We start from the raw sequence: 21,410 nt of genomic DNA, 5'->3' as shown, positions 1-21,410 counted from the left end.
CGTTCCTACGATCTGATTAATCGTGCGGAAACCTGGGAGGCGGCAATGGCCGACAGGCGCGGAATCGCAGGCATCGGCGGCATCTCGCTGACCCTCGCAGTGCTGGCCCCGCTGGCCGCCTGCTCGTCCGGTGACGAGTCCGGACCCCACCGGGTCGACGCGGCCCGGCTCGTCCACCTCTCGGTCAAGGGCAAGGTCGACCCCAACCAGCCGGTCACCGTGACGGCCGTGGAGGGCAGCCGGATCACCGACGTCACCGTGGTCGGCCCGGACGGCCGGGTGGTGGCCGGCAAGCTCGCCGACGACCAGCGCAGCTGGCAGACCACCGGCCGGCTGAAGGCCGACACCGCCTACAGCGTCCGGATCTCCGCCGACGACGGCAGGGACGGCCGCGGCGACACCACCATCGGCTTCAGCACCCTGGCCGGCCAGCGCGTGCTCTCCGCCAAGCTCGGCCCGGACTCCTCCGGCAGCGGCGTCTACGGCGTCGGCCAGCCGCTCACCGTGCAGCTCTCCCAGGCGGTGAAGGACCCGCAGGCCCGCCAGGAGGTCGAACGGGCCCTGACGGTGACCTCCCAGCCCGCCGTCACGGGCGCCTGGTACTGGGTGGACGACAAGAACCTGCACTTCCGCCCGGAGGAGTACTGGCCGGTCGGGACGACCGTCTCGCTCGCCTTCGACGGCACCGGCACTCGGATCGCGGACGGCCTCTACGGCGGCGACCGCAGCTCGCTGCGGCTGCGGATCGGGGCGCGGGTCGAGACGGTGATCGACGCGGCCGCCCACGAGCTCACCCTGAAGCGCGACGGCCAGGTGCTCCGGACCATCCCGGTGACCACCGGCAGGCCCGGCTTCGACACCCGCAACGGCATCAAGGTGGTGCTCGGCCAGGAGCGCTCGGTCCGGATGAACGGCGAGACGATCGGTATCGCCGCCGGCACCTCGGACTCCTACGACCTGAACGTCGAGTGGGCCACCCGGGTGACGTGGAGCGGCGAGTACGTCCACGCGGCGCCCTGGTCGGTCAGTTCCCAGGGCATCGAGAACGTCAGCCACGGGTGCACCGGCATGAGCACCGACAACGCCAAGTGGTACTACGACAACACCCGGGTGGGGGACCTGGTCACGGTGGTGAACAGCCGCGGCGCCAAGATGGAGCCCTTCGGCAACGGCTTCGGGGACTGGAACGTCTCCTGGACGGACTGGGTCAAGCACAGCGCCCTCGGACAGCCCCTCAGCACCACCGCGCCGGCCTCCCAGGCCCCCGCCGCGGGGATGATGCGGCCGGAGGTCTGAGGCTGTGAATCCCCCGGCTCGCCTCCGGGCGCTCTGTTACTCCCCCGCTCGCCTCCGGGCGCTCTGATCCGCTGCCGACGTTCGTCGCTCCGGCGCTCGTGCCTCGCTTGTCGCTCCTCGCTTTCGGCAGCGGCGCGCCCTTTGGCTCGGGGGGCTCGGAGGGGGCTCGGGGGCGACTCAGGCCTCGGGGTAGGCCAGCCCCAGCGCGGTGACCACGGCGGCCAGGGCGTCGGCGTGGGACAGGCCCAGACGGTTCGCCCGTTCGGCGTACTCGCCGGCGGCCGCGGCGGCCAGCCGGTGAGCGGTGTCCCCGGTGGCGGCGATCAGGGTGCCGCGCCGGCCGTGGGTCTCCACCACGCCGTCCGCCTCCAGCTCCCGGTAGGCCCGCGCCACCGTCCCGGCGGCCAGGCCCAGCTCCTCGGCCAGCGCCCGGACGGTGGGCAGCCGCAGCCCGGTCGGAAACTCGCCGGAGCGGGCCCGCTCGGCGATCTGGGCGCGGATCTGCTCGTACGGGGGAGTGTCGGCGGAGGGGTCGACGGACAGCTGCACGGGGGGCTCCTGGACGCGGTGCGGGTACGGGAAAGCCCGAGGGCCGCCGACCAGATGAACTCTGGTCAGCGGCCCTCGGGGTGACGCGGGGGTGCTACGGGATCAGTGGTGGCCGTGGCCGCTGGTGATCTCGTGGTGCTCCTCGGCGGTCGGCTTGGGGATCTGGCTGCCCTCGCCGTAGAAGCCGCGGGAGAGCTTGGCCCGGGTGCGGGTGAGGACGCCGGCCTTGCGGGCCACACCGTTCTCGTCCGTCTGGCCCGGCAGCTCGACCGGCTGGATCTGCTCGTGCGCCGTGAGCGTGTGCAGGTCCTTCTGCGGCAGCTGGGCGTGGATCTCGACGAACTCACCGTGCGGCAGGCGCTTGATGACACCCGTCTCGCGGCCGTGCAGCACCTTCTCCTTGTCACGGCGCTGCAGGCCGAGGCACCAGCGCTTGGTGACGATGAAGGTGATGACCGGCACCGCGAAGAAGCCGACGCGGACGAAGTAGGTGATCGAGTTCAGCGACAGGTGGAAGTGCGTCGCGAACAGGTCGTTGCCACCACCGACCAGCAGCACCAGGTACAGGCTGATCCAGGCGGCCCCCAGGGCGGTGCGGACCGGGGCGTTGCGCGGGCGGTCCAGGATGTGGTGCTCGCGCTTGTCGCCGGTGATCCAGCCCTCGATGAACGGGTAGACCGCGATCGCGACCAGGACCAGCGGGAAGATCATCAGCGGGACGAAGACACCCAGGTTCAGGGTGTGGCCCCACAGGCTGATCTCCCAGCCCGGCATGACGCGGATCAGGCCCTCGGAGAAGCCCATGTACCAGTCCGGCTGGGCGTCGGTCGACACCTGGTCGGGGCGGTACGGGCCGTAGGCCCAGATCGGGTTGATCGAGGCGATCGCCGAGATGGCGGCGATGAGGCCGAACACCAGGAAGAAGAAGCCACCGGCCTTGGCCATGTAGACCGGCATCAGCGGCATGCCGACGACGTTCTTCTCGGTCTTGCCCGGGCCCGCCCACTGGGTGTGCTTGTGGTAGAAGACCAGGATCAGGTGCGCCACCAGCAGGCCGAGCATGATGCCCGGGATCAGCAGCACGTGGATGGTGAAGAACCGCGGGATGATGTCGGTGCCGGGGAACTCGCCCCCGTACAGGAACATCTGGATGTAGGTGCCGACCAGCGGGACGGCGAGGATCGCGCCTTCCATGAAGCGGATACCGGTGCCCGACAGCAGGTCGTCCGGCAGCGAGTAGCCGAAGAAGCCGTCGAACATGCCCAGGACCAGCAGCAGGAAGCCGAAGACCCAGTTGATCTCACGCGGCTTGCGGAACGCGCCGGTGAAGAACACGCGCATCATGTGCACGAGCATCGCGGCCACGAAGACCAGGGCGGCCCAGTGGTGGATCTGGCGGATCAGCAGACCGCCGCGGACCTCGAAGCTGATGTTCATGGTCGAGGCGTACGCCTCGGACATCCCGATGCCCTTGAGCGGCACGTACGAGCCGTTGTAGACGACCTCGGCCATCGACGGCTTGAAGAACAGCGTCAGGTAGACACCGGTCAGGATGATGATGACGAACGTGTAGAGGCAGATCTCGCCCAGCATGAAGGACCAGTGGTCCGGGAAGATCTTGCGCAGGTTGGCCTTGGCGAGGGAGTAGATCCCCAGCCGGCCGTCCGTCCAGTCAGCCGCGGCTTCCCACTTGTTGGCGGGGTTGGCACGCGTGCTGGAGGGCTTGGCGGCACCGGTCGTGGTGCTGCTCGCGCTACTCATCGAGCACGCTCCCAGAAGCTCGGGCCGACAGGCTTCTCGAAGTCGCCGGTGGCGACCAGATTGCCCTTCTCGTCAGTGGTGATCTTCAGCTGCGGCAGCGGGTGGCCGGCCGGGCCGAAGATGACGCGCGCGCCGTCCGCCAGGTCGAAGGTCGACTGGTGGCAGGGGCAGAGCGCGTGGTGGGTCTGCTGCTCGTACAGGCTGATCGGGCAGCCGACGTGGGTGCAGATCTTGGAGTAGGCGAGGATGCCCTCGAAGCCCAGGTCCTTGGACTTGTCGTCCTTGATGTCGTCCGGCGCGATGCGCACCAGCATCAGGGCGTCCTTGGCGATCCGCTGCTGGAAGTCCTCGCTGTGGGTGGTCAGACCCTCCGGCATGGCGAAGGTCAGCGAGCCGACGGCGATGTCCTCGGGCTTCATCGGCTGCATGGTGTTCATGTTGATGAGCGGCAGCGGCTTGGCCGGGGTCGCCTCCTTCCAGCCCGTCTCCTGCAGCTTCTTCTCGGGCAGCGGGCCCAGGTCGCGGAGCAGGACCACGCCGGAGAGCGGGACCAGCGCCATCGAGCCGATGAGGGTGTTGCGGATCATCTTGCGGCGACCGAAGCCGGACTCGGCGGCACCGGTCTTGAACTGCTCGATGACGTCCGCGCGAACCTCGTCGGAAGCCTCGATCGGGTGACGCTCGGACGGCATCTCGACGTCCGACATCAGGGTGCGGGCCCAGTGGACCGCGCCCGCGCCGATCATGAACAGGGCGACGCCCAGGGTCAGACCGAGCGCGAAGTTCAGCGCGCTGACCTTCCCCAGCGGGAAGATGTAGACGATCTTGTCCGGGTCGATGGCCACGTACGAGGCGATGAAGCCGATGGTGGCGAGCATCGAGATCACGAACATCAGCGAGACCTGGCGCTCGGCGCGCTTGGCGGCCCGCTCGTCGATGTCGGTGCGACGGGGCTCGTGGGCCGGCAGGCCCGGGTCGGCGAAGGGGTTGCCGTGCTCGGCGACCTCGCCGGCGGAGCCGTGGGGCTCCGGGAGCTTCTCTTCTGACATGTCGTGGCTCATGACTTCTTGGCCTTGGTGGTGTGGGCGGCGACCCAGATCGCGACCGCGATGAGCGTGCCGAGACCGAAGATCCAGCCGAACAGACCCTCGGTCACCGGACCGAGGCTGCCCAGCGTGAGACCACCGGGGTTGGGCTCTTCGCTAGTGGTGTGGCGGACAAAGGCCACGATCTGCTTCTTCTGCTCCTCGGGCATGGTGGTGTCCGGGAACGACGGCATGTTCTGCGGGCCGGTCTGCATGGCCTCGTAGATGTGCTTGGCGTCCACGCCCTCCAGCGACGGGGCGTACTTGCCCTTGGTCAGGGCACCACCCTGGCCGGCGAAGTTGTGGCACTGGGCGCAGTTGGTGCGGAACAGCTCGCCACCCTTGGAGATGTCCTCGGGGTCGGTCGAGGTGTACTGCTTCTGGTCCGGCGTCACCGGGCCGGGGCCGAGGGAGGCGACGAAGGCGGCGAGCTGGTCGATCTCGGCCTGCGTGTAGATGTTCTTCTTGCGCGGCACCTGGGCGCCGGGCTGCTGGGCCGGCATGCGGCCGGTGCCGACCTGGAAGTCGACAGCGGCGGAGCCCACGCCGACCAGGCTCGGACCCTCGCTGCTGCCCTGGCCGTTCAGGCCGTGGCAGGAGGAGCAGCCCACGGCGAAGAGCTTCTTGCCCTCATCGATCGCGAGCGACTGCGCGGCGACGTCGGCCTGCGCCTTGTCGGCGGGCGCGAACGCGGCGTACAGCCCCCCGGTTGCCGCCAGGGCGAGAAGTAGGACGACCAGCGCCGCCAATGGGTGGCGCCGTCGTGCGGAGAGCTTTTTCACGGAATAACCCCGGTGTCAGGATCTGGTCGACTGGTGGGTGCACCCGGCGGCCGGTCTGGCCGGCACGAGGCTGCCTGTTCCAAGGCTGCGCGCGCGGTCGGTCGGTGGGAGCGTCGGCACCGGCAGAAGCGGCCCGTCGCCGATGAGGGCGGGGGCCGCAGCCGGTGGCCAGCGACCTGATCAGCTGGTTACTTGATCAGGTAGATGGTCGCGAACAGGCCGATCCACACGACGTCGACGAAGTGCCAGTAGTACGACACGACGATCGCGGCGGTGGCCTGCTCGTGCGTGAAGCGCTTGGCTGCGTACGTCCGTCCCAGGACCAGCAGGAAGGCGATCAGACCACCCGTCACGTGCAGCCCGTGGAAGCCGGTGGTCAGGTAGAACACCGTGCCGTACGGGTCGGAGGACAGCGAGAGGCCGTCCTTCTTGACCAGCTCGGTGTACTCGTAGACCTGGCCGCCGATGAAGATCGCGCCCATCATGAACGTGATGATGAACCACATGCGGAGCTTCTTCACGTCCCCGCGCTCGGCGGCGAACACGCCGAGCTGGCAGGTCAGCGAGGAGAGCACCAGGATGGTCGTGTTGACCGAGGAGAAGCCCACGTTCAGGGCGTGCGCCTTCTCGGTCCAGAACTCAGCTCCCTTGACGGAGCGGAGCGTGAAGTACATCGCGAAGAGGGCCGCGAAGAACATCAACTCGGAACTGAGCCAGACGATCGTTCCGACGCTGACCATGTTCGGTCGGTTGACCGATCCGTGCGCGTGCCCGGTTTCTACTGCTGTTGCTGTCGCCACGACGGACATTATGTCGGTCCCTTATTCCGTCTTCACGTCGGGGGGTGTCCCTCGGAGTGTCCGGTGCGTGCGGTATGCCCGCTTGGCGGTCGACGGGGTGTCCGGACGGGGGCTGAGCAGCGGCGTGTCCCTTTTCTGACGGTTCCTCGGCGAGGCCCACGACCCCCTTGCCCGGCGCGTCGTTGCACGGTCGGCGCAGCGTCGGGTTGTAGGGGACAGGGTGCCGCATCGGCCGTCCGGGTAGTCTCGGCGGGTCGGGGTGACGGGCCGTCCTCCGGGCGGGTGAGCCGTGGGCGCGGCGGCTTGAGCGGGAACGTGCGCGAGGGGGACCCGGGACGGGGGGAAACGGGAGTAGCATCCGGATCAGGTGAACGTGGTCCGGATCACACTTGAGGGAGCAGGGTCCATGGCGTACACGACCGACGAGACGCTCACCGTCCTCGTCTACAGCGACGACCGCAACACCCGCGAGCAGGTGCTGACGGCGCTCGGCCGTCGACCCGCCGAGGATCTTCCGGAGCTGTCCTACCTGGAGTGCGCGACCACCCCCGCGGTGCTCAAGGCGCTCGAGAAGGGCGGCATCGACCTCTGCATCCTGGACGGCGAGGCGGTGCCGGCCGGCGGGCTCGGCCTCGGGCGCCAGCTCAAGGACGAGATCTACGGCTGCCCGCCGGTGCTGGTGCTGATCGGCCGGCCGCAGGACTCCTGGCTGGCCGCCTGGAGCAGGGCCGATGCCGCTATCTCCCGCCCGGTGGACCCGGTCGCGCTGGCCGGGGCGGTCGCCACCCTGCTGCGGGCGCGAGTGGCCAAGCGGGCCCCGGCCACGCGTTGAGCGGGGTTGTCTCAGTACTAGAGAAGACACCGCCGTAGGAACCCCACCGCTCGATAGGCTGGCTCCATCCGTACGGACGTCCCCGGCACCGGGGAACCCACGACAGCTGGAGTCAGCCATGGTGAACGTGAACCCTGCGAACGGCGGTAGCGACCCCGCGCAGGTGGTCCGCACCTGGCCGGACCTCCTGGCGGCACTGTTGAAGGGGGAGGACCTCGACCGCTCGTCCACCGCGTGGGCGATGGACCGGATCATGAGCGGCGAGGCGTCCCCCGTCCAGGTGGCCGGGTTCATGGTGGCGCTGCGGGCCAAGGGCGAGTCGGTCGACGAGATCGCCGGCCTGGTCGACGCGATGTACGAGCACGCCGAGCCGCTGGACATCCCCGGCCCGGCGGTGGACATCGTCGGCACCGGCGGGGACCGGGCGAAGACCGTCAACATCTCCACCATGTCGGCGATCGTCGCGGCGGCCGCCGGGGCCAAGGTGGTCAAGCACGGCAACCGGTCGGCCTCCTCCACCAGCGGCTCCTCGGACGTGCTGGAGAAGCTCGGGGTGGCGCTGGACCTGTCGGCCCGCCGGGTGGCCGAGGTGGCCGAGGAGGTCGGGCTCACCTTCTGCTTCGCGGCGAAGTTCCACCCCTCGATGCGGCACGCCGCCACGGCGCGGCGCGACCTCGGGGTGCCGACCGCCTTCAACATCCTCGGCCCGCTGACCAACCCGGCCAAGGTCACCTCGCACGCGATCGGCTGCTTCGACACCCGGCTCGCCGGGCTGATCGCCGGGGTGCTCGCCCGGCGCGGGGCGACCGCGCTGGTGTTCCGCGGCGACGACGGGCTGGACGAACTGACCATCACCACCACCTCGCAGGTGTGGCTGGTGCGCGACGGGGTGGTCACCGAGACCTCCTTCGACCCGCGGGACGTCGGCATCGAGCTGGTCGGCATCGAGGCGCTGCGCGGGGCGGACGCCGCCTACAACGCCGAGGTCGCGCGCAGGCTGCTGGCCGGGGAGCACGGGCCGGTGCGGGACGCCGTGCTGCTGAACACCGCGGCGGCGCTGGTGGCGCTCGACCTGGGCGACGCGCCGCTGACGGAGCAGCTCGCCGCGGGCATGGCGCGGGCGGCGGAGGCGATCGACTCGGGCGCCGCGCGGGACCTGCTGCGGCGCTGGGCGGATGCCACCAGTCGTAGCTGAGGCGGAAGTTGAGGGCCCGTACCGGTTCGCCGGTGCGGGCCCTTCGCGCGCCCGCCCCGAGCACACGCGAGCGGGCGAGAACGCCGTCCGGATGGTGGATGACTGTTTGACCACCCGACGGACGCGACCTAGAGTCTTGGCCAGGTCATGAGTGACAGCGTCAAGCCCCAGCTTGCTGTCCGGCAACCCTCCGTCCGTGGCGGGGTGCCCTGGGTGAGGACCGGGTCGCTCGGCAAACCGTCCGTGCGACAAGCGCGGACGCCCGACGACTAGCACTCCCGGGGTCCCTCATCCCTGAAGGAGTGCATCCTCATGCCCATCTCCACCGAAATCTGCGCGCCGCTCGCCGTCCTGGGCCACGACGTCCTGGTCCCGCTGGCCAGCGGGGAGAAGGTCGGCTACGCGGCGCTCGACTACGCCGCCAGCGCGCCGGCGCTCCAGCGGGTGTGGGACGACGTCGCCGCCTACGCGCCGTACTACGGCAGCGTGCACCGCGGCGCCGGGTACCTCTCCCAGCTCTCCACCGACCTGTTCGAGCAGAGTCGCCGGACCGTCGCCGAGTTCCTCGACCTGCGCGAGGGCGACCAGGTGGTCTTCACCCGCGCCACCACCGACTCGCTCAACCTGCTGGCCGCCGCCGTGCCGGCCGGCACCCGGGTGTTCGCCTTCGAGACCGAGCACCACGCCTCGCTGCTGCCCTGGGCGCACGCCGGGCTGGAGGTCAGCTACCTGCGGGCGCCGCGCTCGCGGGCCGAGGCGGTGGCCGCACTGGACGCCGCACTGGCCGCGGCGCCCGAGGGGCCGAAGCTGCTGTGCGTCACCGGCGCCTCCAATGTGACCGGCGAGCTGTGGCCGGTCGCCGAGCTGACCGGGACCGCGCACCGGCACGGCGCCCGGGTGGTGCTGGACGCCGCCCAGCTGGCCCCGCACCACCGGGTCTCGGTGCGCGAGCTGGACGTCGACTGGATCGCCTTCTCCGGCCACAAGCTGTACGCGCCGTTCGGCGCCGGGGTGCTGGCCGGGCGCTCCGACTGGCTGGACGCGGCCCAGCCGTACCTGGCCGGTGGCGGGGCGACCCGGACGGTGGCGCGAGAGGTGGACGGCTCGGTGGCCGTCCAGTGGCACACCGGCCCGGCCCGGCACGAGGCCGGCTCGCCGAACGTCATCGGCGCCTACGCGATCGCCTCGGCCTGCCGGGCGCTGACCGAGGCCGGCTTCGACGCGCTGGAGGCCCGGGAGCGGCAGCTGGTCGAGCGGCTGACGGCGGGGCTGGCGGAGATCCCGCAGGTCAAGGTGCTGAACCTGTTCGGGGCAGGCTCGGCCCGGGTGGGTGTGCTGTCCTTCGTCGTGCAGGGCTGGAACAGCTCGCACTTCTCGGCCGCGCTGTCCGCCGAGTACGGCATCGGGGTGCGCGACGGGCTGTTCTGCGCGCACCCGCTGGTTCGCACCCTGCTCGGCGACGAGGACGTCCCGCCGTCCGAGTGCGGGGCGCCCGAGCCCTCGCTGCCGGGCGAGCGAAGCCTGAACGCGATCCGGGTGAGCTTCGGCGCCGGGACTCCGGACGAGCACGTCGAGCGGTTCCTGACCGCCGTCCGCGAGCTGGTCACGGACGGCGCGGCCTGGAACTACCGCAACGAGGGCGGCCGTTGCGTGGCGACCGTGCAGATCGACAGGGGGCGTCGCGAGGGCTGAGCCCTACTCGTCCAGGCCGAGGGCGAAGGCCGCTTCGAGGTCGTGCTGGGAGTAGGTGCGGAAGGCGATCTGGGTCTCGGTGTGGGCCACGCCCGGGACCTTGTTGAGCCGGCCCGGGATGACCTCGGCCAGGTCGTCGTGGCGGCGCACCCGGACCATCGCCACCAGGTCGTAGCCACCGGTCACCGAGTACACCTCGCTGACGCCCTCGATGGCAGCGATGGCCTCGGCGATCTCCGGGATGCGGTCGACACTGGTCTTGATCAGGACGATGGCGGTGATCACTGTTCGGGCTCCTTTGTGGGGTGCCGCCAGCGTATCGGGCCTCAGCGGGGGCGTCTCGGGGGGTGGCCGACGACGGTGCAGGCGTGGAGGAAGCCGGCCGAGAAGCCGATCACGTGGACCAGGTAGGCCACCCCGGGCCCGGCCGAGTGCACCGACCACCACTGCAGGGCGAACCAGAGGCCGAGCACCAGCCAGGCCGGGAAGCGCAGCGGAAGGAAGAGGAGCAACGGGACCAGGGTGGTCACCCGAGCACGCGGGTGGAAGCGCAGGTAGGCGCCGAGCACCCCGGAGATCGCGCCGGAGGCGCCGATCAGGACCCGGGTGGAATCCGCCGAGTGCGCCTCGGCGAGCGCGAAGCCGTACGCGGCCAGGCTGCCGGCCGCCAGGTAGAAGAGGAGGAACCTGGGCCGACCGAGCCGTCGTTCGACGGTGGGACCGAAGACATAGAGGAAGAGCAGGTTGCCCAGCAGGTGCAGCCAGCCGGCGTGCAGGAAGAGGCCGGTGAGGGCGGACACCGCCGGGTGCTTGCCCGGGGTGGGGGCGGCCGGGCAGCCGGGGACGGGGTCGGGCGCCTCGGCGAGCTGTTCGGCGGTCAGCGGGTGTCCGGTCAGCAGTTCGGCCGGGACGGCGCCCCAGCGTTGCTCGTACCTCTGCTCGGCGCAGACCCGGGCCTGGTCCCGGCCGTACAGCGGGTTGAGCCCGGCGGCCGGGCCGAGCAGGAAGACCAGGGTGTTGACCGCGATCAGGGCGTAGGTGACCGCCGGGGCGGGCACCGCTGGGGGGCCGTCCCGCGCGTCGGTGTGGTCGGGGGCCGCGAGCGCCATGCGGCCAAGCATCCCTCCGGACGGCGCAGGTGACACGGCGGTTTACGGCAGGTGGGCTAGCCCTCGTGTTCCGGCAACCGGTGGTCGTGACGGTTGCCCCAGGCAATAGGCTGGGGGGCGAGCATTCCCGCCTCCCGCCGCCGACGCCGGGGCTCCGGGGGGAGCGCCTAGCCCACCCAGGGACCAGCCGAGAGGATCCCCGATGACCGTCCCCGCTCTGACCGCCGAGACGCGCTGGCGCTGCACGCTGTGCAGCAACCTCACCCGCTTCGATGTGACCCGCACCGCGCGGGTGACGGAGTTCCTGCACTTCGACCTGGCCGGCGAATCCAAGGTCGAGGAGACCGAGGTGCTCAGCGAGACGATCGAGTCGGTGCGCTGCCGCTGGTGCAATGCGGTGGACCAGGTCGAGCTGGTGGCCCGTCCCGGCGCCGAGGGCACGGAGGCCCCCGCCGCGTAGGGCTGATCCCCGCCGGTGCGGTGGGCGGTGCGCGACGTGCCCGTCCGCCGCACGGGACAATACAGACAAGACGCACGGAGCGTGACGACAGGGGCGGCCGCGGCCGCACCCGCTGGACCAGGATCGGAGCCGAGGACGTGGTGGACGCAGCGAAGGAGCCCGCCGAAGCGCAGGGGCTTCAGCCCGCTGCGCCGGCACCGGAGCCGGGCGCCGAGACGGTCCCGTCCGAGACCCCTCTCACGGAGACCCCCCTCCCGGCGGCCGCTGCCCCGGAGTCCGGCGAGTCCGGTGAGTCCGGTGGTGCCGACGCCGCTTCGGAGCTTGCGGTCGAGAAGCTCGACCGGCCGCTGCCCGAGGGGGTGCGCCGGCGGGTGGTCGGGCTGGCCTCGGACGCGCTGGGCGGGCTGCCGCCCGCGGAGCTGCCGCAGAGCCTGCGTCAGTACGTCAAGTTCACCCCCGCGCGGCGCGCCAAGTACGCGGCCACCGCGCTGGCGGCGGCGCTGGAGTCCGAGCCGGCCTTCCGGGTGCGGATAGCGGAGCGGCTGCGGCTGGGCCAGCCGGACCTGGTGAAGGCGTTGGAGTCGGGCACCGTTCCCAGCGCCGCCGATCCGATGGACGTCGCAGCCGCCGCCTACCTGGTGCGTTCGGTCGGCTGGAGCCGGCTGGTCGCCGAGGCCGGCGAGGAGGCCGAGCGGGCCGGCGCCGAGGACGCGGCCGCGGAGGCCACCCGGCTGGTGGAGAAACTGCAGGCCGAGCTGGCCGAGGTGCGGGCGGCCGCGCGGACCGACCTGGAGCGGCAGCGCGCGGAGTTCGAGGGCGTCCGGCGGGAGGCCGAGTCGCTGCGCAAGAAGGTGCGCTCGCTGGAGAGCGACACCCGCCGGGCGCAGGCCGAGACCCGGCGGGTGACCGGGGAACTGGAGGCCGCGAAGGCGCAGGCCGTGACCGAGCGCAGCGCGGCCGAGAGCGAGGCGCGGCGGCTGCGGCACCGGGTGTCCGAGCTGGAGAACGCCGCCGAGCAGGGCCGCCGTTCGGCCCGCGAGGGGCGAGGCGTCGAGGACATGCGGCTGCGGCTGCTGCTGGACACCGTGCTGCAGTCGGCGCAGGGACTGCAGCGGGAGCTGGCGCTGCCGGTCTCCCAGATCCGCCCGGCGGACCTGGTGGAGGCGGTGGTGCCGGGGGCGGCCTCGCCGCACGACGTGGCCCGGCGCGGCCTGGCCGAGGACGATCCGGCGCTGCTGGACCAGCTGCTGGCGATCCCGCAGGTGCACCTGGTGGTGGACGGCTACAACGTGACCAAGACCGGCTATCCGACGCTGCCGTTGGAGCAGCAGCGGATCCGGCTGCTGGGCGGGTTGGCGATGCTGGCCCAGCGCACCCAGGCGGAGGTCACCTGTGTGTTCGACGGGCAGGACCTGGACGTTCCGGTGATCATGGCGCCACCGCGCGGGGTTCGGGTACGGTTCAGTCGGACCGGGGAGACCGCGGACGAGCTGATCCGTCGTCTGGTGCGCGCCGAGCCGCAGGGCCGTCCGGTGGTGGTGGTGTCCACCGACCGGGAGGTCGCGGAGGGCGTGCGGAAGGCGGGCGCGCGCCCGGTGGCCTCGGTGCTGCTGCTGAACCGGCTGGCCCGGCCCTGACCTCGGGCCGGACGGCGTGAAGCCCGGTCAGTGTCCGTTTTGCGAGGGTGTGCGGATCCCGTGAAGTCAGCGTGGGGACCGGAGTTCACGCCTTCGGGGGAGTGGCAAAACGGATAGATCTTCACTAGGGTCTGGCGTCAAACCTATTTTCCGGAATCTCATCCGATCAGGTGAGTCCGATGGAAGAAGGAGCCGGTCCCTTGGCCTCCCACCGCCGTCCCAAGCAGCCGAGCCGCGCGCGGGTCTCCGTGCTCACTGCTGCCGCTGCGACCGCGGTCGCCCTCTCCGCCCAGGTGGCCGCGCACGCGGCGCCGCAGCCGAACAAGGCCGACGTCAAGGCGCAGATCGACCAGCTCCAGCAGGAGCAGGAGCAGGCGGCGGAGAAGTACAACGGCGCCAAGGAGCGGGCCGACCAGCTCCGCAAGCAGGCCGACCAGCTGCAGGACCAGGTGGCCCGCAGCCAGGACCAGATGACCCAGCTGCAGGCGGGCCTGGCCGAGGTGGCGGGCGACCAGTACCGCACCGGCGGCATCGACCCGTCCGTCCAGCTGATGCTCTCCTCCGACCCGTCCGGCTACCTGGAGAAGGCCTCCAGCGTCCAGCAGGCCAGTGCCAGCCAGACCGAGGCGCTCAAGGGCCTGCTCGACCAGCAGCGCCGGCTGGACCAGGAGAAGGCCGAGGCCGCCGCCGTCCTGTCCTCGCTGGACTCCACCACCAAGGACCTGAACCAGGCCAAGTCGGACGTCAACCAGAAGCTGAAGGCCGCCCAGGACCTGCTGAACTCGCTCAGCGCCGCCGACCGCGCCGCGCTGAAGGCCCAGCAGCAGCAGGACGACCGCGCCTCGCGCGGCAGCGCCCGGGTCGACCTCAGCAGCCTGCCGCCGGCCAGCGGCTACGCGGCCGTGGCCGTCGCCAAGGCGATGAGCAAGCAGGGCTCGCCGTACGTCTGGGGCGCCACCGGGTCGAGCACCTTCGACTGCTCGGGCCTGATGGTCTGGTCGTACTCCCAGGCCGGCGTCTCGCTGCCGCGCACCTCGCAGGAGCAGGGCAACGTCGGTACCGCGGTGCCGTCGCTGGACCAGGCCCAGCCGGGCGACCTGGTGATCTACGGCAGCGACCGGCACCACGTCGGGATGTACATCGGCAACGGCATGGTGGTCCACGCGCCGCACACCGGTGACGTGGTGAAGGTGATGAAGGCCGACGCGATGCCGATCAACACGATCCGCCGGGTCTGACGCCCCGACACGCCGGGAAGTCCGGGTTCCGGCCCTGTGATCCGCGCCACCCTCCTATCGGGGGTGGCGCTTCGGGTTTGCCCGTTCCGCGGTCGGCCGGTGAGATCCGATCAGCTTTCCGTGCGGTGGCGATCACCATCGGTCATTTTCACAAAAGAACACGGGCAATCTTTCGTCTTTTTTCTGACAAGGATTTGAACGGATCACGGTTCAGTTACTAGGGTCGTGCCCCGAACCACCGCACTGTCGATCACCCAGCCTGGGTGGCGGCGGTGGTTACCGTCGAGTTCGCGAAACAGCGGGGCAGGTCGAAGCGACTGTCCGACAGGGGAGCCCAGTGGTCGGGGGCGCTGCGGAGCGGAGCCGGGGAACCACGTTCCTCCGGGGTGAATCGACGCCAGGTCGGCCGCTGGAACGGTCGTGAGGCGTCGTAGGGCATGCTTCCGGCCCGAACCCGTCAGCTCACCCGGTAGGCGGCCGTAGGAAGAAGGAGTCCGCCTTCGTGGCGTCCCATCGTCGTCCCAAGCCCGCCAGCCGCGCCCGTGTCTCGATCCTGACCGGTGTCGCCGCGGCAGCCGTTGCCCTCTCCGCGCAGTCCGGCGCGCACGCCGACCCGCAGCCGACCAAGGACCAGGTCAAGGAGCAGGTCGACCAGCTCAACGAGCAGGCCGAGCAGGCGACCGAGAAGTACAACGCCGCCCAGGAGAAGCAGCAGGCCCTGGAGAAGCAGGTCTCCGGCCTGCAGGACCAGGTGGCCCGGCAGCAGGCCCAGGTGACCGACATGCAGGGCGGGCTCGCCGAGATCGCCGGGGAGCAGTACCGCAACGGCGGCATATCCCCGACCGTCCAGCTGATGCTCTCCTCCAGCCCGGACAACTTCCTCAACCAGGCCGGTGCGCTCAACCAGGCCGGTGACACCCAGAAGAACCAGCTGAAGCAGCTCCAGGAGGAGCAGCGCAAGCTCGACCAGGACCGCACCGAGGCCCAGGGCAAGCTCGCCGAGCTGGAGTCCACCACCCAGCAGCTGAAGACCTCCAAGGAGGAGGTCCAGAACAAGCTGAAGGCCGCGCAGGACCTGCTCAACACCCTGACCGAGCAGGAGCGCCAGGCGATCCGTCAGGCCGAGGAGAAGGCCGCGGCCGACGCCAAGGCCCAGGCCGACGCCGCCGCGAAGGCCGCCCAGCAGCAGGCCGCCGCCGACCGCGCCTCGCGCGACAGCAGCCGCACCGACATCGGCTCGGGTTCGGGCTCCTCGGGTTCCGCCACCTCCTCCTCGCCGGTCGCCAAGCCGGCCGCCCCCGGCAGCTCGCACGGTGCCGCCGCGCTGGCCGCCGCAGCGAGCAAGGTCGGCAGCCCGTACGTCTGGGGCGCCACCGGCCCGGGCTCCTTCGACTGCTCCGGCCTGATGGTCTGGGCGTTCAACCAGGTCGGCGTGTCGCTGCCGCGCACCTCGCAGGAGCAGGCCGGCGCCGGCACCCGGATCGGCTCGGACATCTCCCAGGCTCAGCCCGGCGACCTGCTGATCTTCTACAGCGACGCCCACCACGTCGGCATCTACGCGGGCAACGGCCAGGTGCTGCACGCGCCCAAGCCGGGCGCCTCGGTCCGCTACGAGGCGGTCTCCAACATGCCGCTGGCCTCCATCGTGCGGGTCTGATCCCTGCGCAGGCCGTTCCGGGCCCGGTCCTCCACCGCGGAGGGCCGGGCCTGCGGCTTTTCCAGCGGCTCGGGCTGATGTCCGATTAGGGGTCAAATATTCGGGTCGGGAGGGGTTTGGACTCGCTTGCCCGGACTCGCTAACGTCTGCCACCGGACTCCCGCTCGACGGCCGCCCGCTGGGGCGCGGCCGCGGGGCCGCGCCGCAGGATTGGAGCCGCTGCCGCCATGTCCGTGCACCGTCGTTCCCAACTGCTCGCCCGTGCGCTGGTGCTGACCGCGGCCGCCGCCACGGCCCTGGGTGTGACGGTCGGCGGCAGCGCCCAGGCCGCTCCCGGCGCACCGGACGCGCCCGACCGCAGTGACGTCAAGGCGCAGGTCGAGCGGCTGTACGACGAGGCCGAGCAGGCGTCCGAGAAGTGCAACGCCGCGCAGGAGGCGCAGAAGCGGCTCCAGGCCGAGACCACGCTCCTGCAGGGCGAGGTCGCCGCCGGCCAGGACCAGCTCAACCAGCTGCGCGGGGACCTCGCGACCGTGGCCGCGGCCGAGTACCGCGGTGGCGGGATGACCCAGACCGTCCAGCTGATGCTCTCCAGCGACCCCGAGTCCTACCTCGCCCGCGCCCGCACCCTCGGGCAGGCCGCCGAGCGGCAGCAGGAGACGCTGCACGAGCTGGTCAGCCGTCAGCGCAGGCTCGACCAGCGCCGCACCGAGACCGCGGGCAAGCTCGCCGAACTGGACCAGGCCCGGCGCTCGCTGGCCGAGAACAAGCAGCAGATCCAGCAGCGGCTGGCCAAGGCGCAGAAGCTGCTCAACAGCCTGGACGCGGCCGAGCGGGCCCGGATGGTCGTCCAGGACGCCGCCGACGCCGAGCAGCGCGCCACCCGCGGCACCGACCGGCTGGACCTCGGCACCACCCCAGCCGCCTCCGAGCGCGGGGCGGCCGCGCTTGCCGCCGCGGTGCGGATGATCGGCTCGCCGTACGTCTACGGATCCGCCGGGCCCCGCGCCTTCGACTGCTCCGGTCTGATGTACTACAGCTGGCGGCAGGCCGGAGTGACCCTGCCGCGCACCTCGCAGGCCCAGGCGTACGCCGGGCAGCGGATCAGCCTCTCCGAAGCGCGGCCGGGAGACCTGGTGATCTTCTACCGGGACATGCACCACGTCGGGATGTACGCCGGCGGCGGGGTGATGGTGCACGCCCCCTACCCGGGCGCCAAGGTGCGGTACGAGAGCGTCAACGCGATGCCGGTCGCCGGGGTGGTCCGGCTCTGAGCGCGACGCCCTCCGACCCGGCCGACATACCCGGTCCCGTGCTGTCCCGACGCGCTGCGCTGCTGCTGGCGGCCGGCGGGCTGGCCCAGCTGTCGCTGCCCCCGGCCGCGCCGCCGGCACCCGCCGGGCGGTCGGCCGACCAGCGGGCCGAGGTGTCCGATCTGCTGGCGGCGCGGGCGCGCTCGCTGCCCGCCTGGTCCGGGCTCACGGGGGCCGAGGCGGTCTACCGCAACCTGGTGCTGTCGCCCGGTCAGGGGTCTTCGGCGGCCGCCGGGCCGGACCGGCTGACCGCCGCCGTCGAACTGGCGGTGCGGATCGCCGGCTACGACGAGTACCCGGTGGTGTACCCGCGCCGGATCGCGCTGGTCCGGGAGTCGGGAGGCTGGCGGGTCGAGCGGGAGGAGACCGCGAGCGGGCCCCCGGCGCTGTGGGACCTCGGCCCGGCCCGTACCGCCCTCGGCGCGCACTGCCTGGTGCTCGGCCTGGCCGACGGGCCGGACCCGGCCGGGCTGGTCGCGGTCGGGAACAAGGCGGTGCCGGCCGTCAGCGCGGTGTGGGGCGGCGCCTGGCCGGGCCGGCTGCTGCTCGAACTGCCCGCCACCGAGACCCAGTTCGCCCGGCTGCTGGAAGCCGACCCGGCGGGCTGGACGGGCATGGCGGCGGTCACCGTGGCCGCCCCCGGCGCGCCCTGGCACACCCCGGCGGACCGGGTGGTGGTCAACCCCGAGGCGTTCGGGCAGCTCAGCGACTTCGGCCGGCAGGTGGTCGTCACCCACGAGGCCACCCACGTCGCGACCAGGGCCGACACCCGGGCCTGGACCCCGCTGTGGCTCTCCGAGGGCGTCGCCGACTGGACCGCCTACCGGGACTCCGGCCGCCGCCCCCAGCAGATCGCCCCCGAGCTGGCCCGGGACGTCGCGGCCGGGAAGCTGCCCACCGCGCTGCCCGCCGAGGCGGACTTCACCGCCGGTGCCACCGGCATCGCCCAGGCCTACGAGCAGTCCTGGCTCGCCTGCGACCTGATCGCCCGTCGCTGGGGGACCGACCGGCTGGTCGCCTTCTACCGGGCGGTCGGCGCGGGCGACGGGCAGGGCGAGGACAGGGAGCACCGGATCGACCGGCTGCTGCGCGGTGAGCTGGGCGTCGGGCTGGCCGAGTTCACCGCGCTCTGGCTGGCCGAGGTCTCGTCCCTGAAGGGCTAGCCGGGGCGGCTGGCGCCCGGGCGGGCCCGAGGGTCAACGGCCGGCCGGGTGGTCGATGCCGTCCAGCAGGTCCTGCTCGTACGCGATGCCCGGGCGGACCGGGTAGGAGGAGGCGGACGGCAGTGCCGGGGTGTTGTCCAGCACCACAGTGGGCGGCAGGGCCGCCGCGGCGCGGGTGGAGCGCCAGAGCCGGACGCCGGAGAGCACGGCGGCGGTCAGCAGCAGCAGGTTGCGCAGGGTCAGTACGGTGACGGCCCACGGGTCGCTGGCGAGGATCTGGGTGAACATGGTCGGGAACTCGACCAGCGTCAGCGGGCAGGCGATCAGGATCAGCAGCGCCACCGGGCGCTGGCTGGTGCCGCGTACGGTCAGGCAGACCGCGGCGACGCCGATCAGCCAGACCAGGTACTGCGGGCTGATCACCCTGCTGGTCACCACGAAGACCAGCAGGGCGCACAGCGCGGCGTCGTACATGGTGGCCGCGTTGCGGCGGCGGGCGGTGAAGCGCCACAGCAGCAGCCAGAGGAAGCCGAGCACGGTGCCGGCCATCATCACCTTGCTGATCACGCTGACCCACGGCCCGAGCATCTCGGGGGAGCCGTAGTTCATGGTGACCTTGCCGTCCCAGGCCCGGGCGATCCGGGCGAAGTGCAGCGGCAGCGCGCCGACCGACTCGACCTCGATGCCGCGGCCCGCCTGGAAGGTCAGGAAGTCGAAGGCGCCGTTCATCCCGGCCGCGAGCAGGAAGCCCACCGAGACGGCGGTGGCCGCGGCCAGCGTCCAGGCGCGGCGGGTGCGACGGCCGGAGGGGGTGCCGATCAGGCCGAGCAGCGGCCAGATCTTGACGATTCCGCCCAGGCCCAGCAGCAGCCCGCCGACCGCCGGGCGGCGGATCAGCGCCAGCAGGCCGGCCAGGGTGAGCGCGGTGACCAGGAGGTCGAAGCGGTTGTAGATCATCGGGCCGAGCAGCGGAACGGCGACCACCCACATCCAGGCGCCGGTCAGCGCCCGGCCCTTGCGCAGGCCGGTGCGGATCAGCAGCGCGGCCGCGGCGGCGTCGGCGATCCCGCAGATCACCCAGAAGGAGACCAGGTACGACCAGGGCAGCAGGCCCGGCAGCAGGATCACCAGGGCGGCGCCCGGCGGGTACTGCCAGGTCACGTCGTCGAACGGGAAGGTGCCGGTCTGCAGCACCCCGTACCAGGCGTGGTAGATCATCCAGACGTCGGCGGTGACGTCGCCGCCGGGCGCCTTCAGTACGCCGGTCATCAGCAGTACCAGCACGGTACGGGTGGCCACCCAGGTCGCCCCGAGGGCGGCGAGCGCCCCGAGCGGGCGGCCGAGGCGGCCGCGCGAAGAACCTGGCTCGGTGGCCGGGGCCAATTCCACTGCGCTCCCTCGTTCGTCTCGGACGTCCTCACCGGAGGCGTCGTACAGACGGACGCCCGGGCCGCGGTCCTCCACGGCCTAGGTACTAGGACTGACCCGGGGGTCAAACGGTTGCCGTGCGCGGATCCGTTCCCGACGGGTCATGGTGTTGACCTATCGTACGGATCACCCAGCGGTACACCGCGCACCCCCCGACCGAGCGAGCCGTGGCCTGATGCACAGAACCTTGATCGTCACCAATGACTTCCCGCCCCGCCCCGGGGGCATCCAGGCCTTCGTGCACAACATGGCTGTCCGTCAGCCCGCCGGGAGCGTCGTGGTGTACGCCTCGACCTGGCGGGACGGCAGCGAGGTGCGGCGGTTCGACGCGGAGCAGCCGTTCCCGGTGATCCGGGACCGCACGAAGGTGATGGTTCCCACACCCCGGGTCACCCGGCGGGCCGCCGAGATCCTGCGCGCCGAGAAGTGCGACTCGGTCTGGTTCGGCGCCGCCGCCCCGCTCGGCCTGATGGCGCCCACGCTGCGCCGCGCCGGGGCCGGGCGGCTGCTGGGCATGACCCACGGGCACGAGGCCGCCTGGGCCCAGCTGCCGGTCTCCCGGCAGCTGCTGCGGCGGATCGGCGCCGGCACCGACGTGCTCACCTACCTGGGCGAGTACACCCGCTCGCGGATCGCCGCCGCGGTCGGGCCGCAGGCCGCGGGCCGGATGGTGCAGCTGCCGCCGGGCGTGGACGAGACGACCTTCAACCCGGAGTCGGGGGGCGCTGAGGTGCGCAGTCGGCTGGGACTGGCGGACCGGCCGGTGGTGGTCTGCGTCTCCCGGCTGGTGCCGCGCAAGGGCCAGGACACCTTGATCGAGGCGATGCCGCAGATCCTGGCGGACGTGCCGGACGCGGTGCTGCTGATCGTCGGCGGCGGTCCGTACCGGGCGGACCTGGAGAAGCTGGCGGACGCCAAGGGCGTACGGGCCTCGGTGCGGTTCACCGGCTCGGTGCCGTGGGAGGAGCTGCCCGCCCACTTCGGGGCCGGGGACGTCTTCGCGATGCCCTGCCGGACCAGGCGCGGCGGGCTGGACGTGGAGGGCCTGGGGATCGTCTACCTGGAGGCGTCGGCGACCGGCCTGCCGGTGGTCGCGGGGGACTCCGGCGGTGCGCCCGACGCCGTGCTGGAGGGCGAGACCGGGTACGTGGTGCCGGGCGGCTCGGCCGCGGCGGCCGCGGAACGGATCGTGCGGCTGCTGCGGGACGAGGAGCTGCGGCGGCAGATGGGTGAGGCCGGGCGGCGCTGGGTGGAGCGCTCCTGGCGCTGGGACCTGCTGGCCGGGCGGCTGACCTCGCTCCTGGCGGGCTAGTCCGGGCTGACGCGGGGGGGGGGGGGGAAGCCTAGAGGGGGGGGACAGGCACGCTTCCTTTTTTTCTTCTTTTTTCCTTTTTTTCTCTTTGTGCCCCTTCT

The 21,410-nt window shown here is 71.8% G+C and carries 19 protein-coding genes and 2 riboswitches; of the genes, 11 read left to right on the top strand and 8 right to left on the bottom strand.

The genetic code is table 11. The features are described 5' to 3' along the window. The first annotated feature begins 45 nt into the window (after positions 1-45). Positions 46-1,296 carry an Ig-like domain-containing protein gene (locus tag ACFQ87_RS04890; protein ID WP_380609147.1) on the top strand — a complete coding sequence of 417 codons (1,251 nt, stop codon included), beginning with the start codon at positions 46-48 and terminating at the stop codon, positions 1,294-1,296. A gap of 177 nt (positions 1,297-1,473) precedes the next feature. Here ACFQ87_RS04890 and ACFQ87_RS04885 read toward each other — a convergent pair whose 3' ends face one another. The 5 genes from ACFQ87_RS04885 to ACFQ87_RS04865 form a co-directional block, all read right to left on the bottom strand. Further along, on the bottom strand, positions 1,474-1,845 hold the full coding sequence (locus tag ACFQ87_RS04885; RefSeq protein WP_380609146.1) for a GntR family transcriptional regulator: 372 nt from the start codon (positions 1,843-1,845) through the stop codon (positions 1,474-1,476). Positions 1,846-1,947: 102 nt separating this feature from the next. Then, entirely contained in the window at positions 1,948-3,606 is a 1,659-nt protein-coding gene (locus ACFQ87_RS04880) for a cytochrome bc complex cytochrome b subunit (protein ID WP_380609145.1), read from the bottom strand. After that, positions 3,603-4,655 (bottom strand): Rieske 2Fe-2S domain-containing protein, encoded by a 1,053-nt coding sequence (locus ACFQ87_RS04875; RefSeq protein WP_380609144.1) that lies wholly within the window; start codon positions 4,653-4,655, stop codon positions 3,603-3,605. The genes ACFQ87_RS04880 and ACFQ87_RS04875 overlap by 4 nt, the downstream gene beginning before the upstream one ends. 8 nt (positions 4,656-4,663) lie before the next feature. Then, positions 4,664-5,473: a c-type cytochrome gene (locus ACFQ87_RS04870; RefSeq protein ID WP_380609143.1), complete on the bottom strand. Its 810-nt coding sequence runs from the start codon at positions 5,471-5,473 to the stop codon at positions 4,664-4,666. Between the two features lie 188 nt (positions 5,474-5,661). Next, complete coding sequence (locus ACFQ87_RS04865; RefSeq protein WP_355673336.1) at positions 5,662-6,282, bottom strand: heme-copper oxidase subunit III; 621 nt, start codon at positions 6,280-6,282, stop codon at positions 5,662-5,664. A gap of 397 nt (positions 6,283-6,679) precedes the next feature. On the opposite strand from ACFQ87_RS04865, the gene ACFQ87_RS04860 reads away from it, so the two are divergent. The 3 genes from ACFQ87_RS04860 to ACFQ87_RS04850 all read left to right on the top strand — a co-directional run bounded on the left by ACFQ87_RS04860 (position 6,680) and on the right by ACFQ87_RS04850 (position 9,992). Then, entirely contained in the window at positions 6,680-7,105 is a 426-nt protein-coding gene (locus tag ACFQ87_RS04860; protein WP_380609142.1) for a hypothetical protein, read from the top strand. 118 nt (positions 7,106-7,223) lie between these two features. After that, complete coding sequence (gene trpD / locus ACFQ87_RS04855; RefSeq protein ID WP_380609141.1) at positions 7,224-8,300, top strand: anthranilate phosphoribosyltransferase; 1,077 nt, start codon at positions 7,224-7,226, stop codon at positions 8,298-8,300. A gap of 143 nt (positions 8,301-8,443) precedes the next feature. Beyond that, positions 8,444-8,561: riboswitch (SAM riboswitch) on the top strand. A 51-nt stretch (positions 8,562-8,612) separates the two neighbouring features. Next, entirely contained in the window at positions 8,613-9,992 is a 1,380-nt protein-coding gene (locus tag ACFQ87_RS04850) for an aminotransferase class V-fold PLP-dependent enzyme (RefSeq protein WP_380609140.1), read from the top strand. Between the two features lie 3 nt (positions 9,993-9,995). Here the strand turns inward: ACFQ87_RS04850 and ACFQ87_RS04845 are convergent, their stop codons facing one another. Next, positions 9,996-10,277: an Lrp/AsnC ligand binding domain-containing protein gene (locus ACFQ87_RS04845; RefSeq protein ID WP_030240061.1), complete on the bottom strand. Its 282-nt coding sequence runs from the start codon at positions 10,275-10,277 to the stop codon at positions 9,996-9,998. Positions 10,278-10,318: 41 nt separating this feature from the next. Next, positions 10,319-11,101, bottom strand: a complete 783-nt coding sequence (locus tag ACFQ87_RS04840) for a rhomboid family intramembrane serine protease (protein WP_380609139.1) — start codon at positions 11,099-11,101, stop codon at positions 10,319-10,321. Positions 11,102-11,303: 202 nt separating this feature from the next. On the opposite strand from ACFQ87_RS04840, the gene ACFQ87_RS04835 reads away from it, so the two are divergent. The 6 genes from ACFQ87_RS04835 (at position 11,304) to ACFQ87_RS04810 (ending at position 18,569) form a co-directional block, all read left to right on the top strand. Then, positions 11,304-11,561: a hypothetical protein gene (locus tag ACFQ87_RS04835; RefSeq protein ID WP_380609138.1), complete on the top strand. Its 258-nt coding sequence runs from the start codon at positions 11,304-11,306 to the stop codon at positions 11,559-11,561. 140 nt (positions 11,562-11,701) lie between these two features. Continuing rightward, a complete protein-coding gene (locus ACFQ87_RS04830) occupies positions 11,702-13,198 on the top strand; it encodes an NYN domain-containing protein (protein WP_380609137.1) in 1,497 nt (498 codons plus the stop codon). Positions 13,199-13,398: 200 nt separating this feature from the next. Next, complete coding sequence (locus ACFQ87_RS04825; protein WP_380609136.1) at positions 13,399-14,436, top strand: NlpC/P60 family protein; 1,038 nt, start codon at positions 13,399-13,401, stop codon at positions 14,434-14,436. 338 nt (positions 14,437-14,774) lie between these two features. Then, a riboswitch (cyclic di-AMP (ydaO/yuaA leader) is annotated at positions 14,775-14,928 on the top strand. Positions 14,929-14,938: 10 nt separating this feature from the next. Then, the gene (locus tag ACFQ87_RS04820) at positions 14,939-16,093 is read left to right on the top strand and encodes an NlpC/P60 family protein (RefSeq protein WP_380609135.1); all 1,155 of its coding nucleotides are present in this window, start codon (positions 14,939-14,941) and stop codon (positions 16,091-16,093) included. Positions 16,094-16,320: 227 nt separating this feature from the next. After that, positions 16,321-17,367 (top strand): NlpC/P60 family protein, encoded by a 1,047-nt coding sequence (locus ACFQ87_RS04815; RefSeq protein ID WP_380609134.1) that lies wholly within the window; start codon positions 16,321-16,323, stop codon positions 17,365-17,367. 38 nt (positions 17,368-17,405) lie between these two features. After that, complete coding sequence (locus tag ACFQ87_RS04810) at positions 17,406-18,569, top strand: hypothetical protein (RefSeq protein WP_380609133.1); 1,164 nt, start codon at positions 17,406-17,408, stop codon at positions 18,567-18,569. Between the two features lie 33 nt (positions 18,570-18,602). On the opposite strand, the gene ACFQ87_RS04805 is transcribed toward ACFQ87_RS04810, so the two are convergent. Further along, a complete protein-coding gene (locus tag ACFQ87_RS04805) occupies positions 18,603-19,958 on the bottom strand; it encodes a glycosyltransferase 87 family protein (RefSeq protein ID WP_380609132.1) in 1,356 nt (451 codons plus the stop codon). Between the two features lie 214 nt (positions 19,959-20,172). On the opposite strand from ACFQ87_RS04805, the gene ACFQ87_RS04800 reads away from it, so the two are divergent. Next, positions 20,173-21,309, top strand: coding sequence for a glycosyltransferase family 4 protein (locus ACFQ87_RS04800; protein ID WP_380609131.1), 1,137 nt, complete (start codon positions 20,173-20,175; stop codon positions 21,307-21,309). Positions 21,310-21,410: the final 101 nt, after the last annotated feature.

This window comes from Kitasatospora sp. NPDC056531 (assembly GCF_042794375.1).
Lineage (GTDB): Bacteria > Actinomycetota > Actinomycetes > Streptomycetales > Streptomycetaceae > Kitasatospora.
Note: the sequence above shows the minus strand (reverse complement) of the source record. Positions and strands in the feature narration are given on the sequence as shown.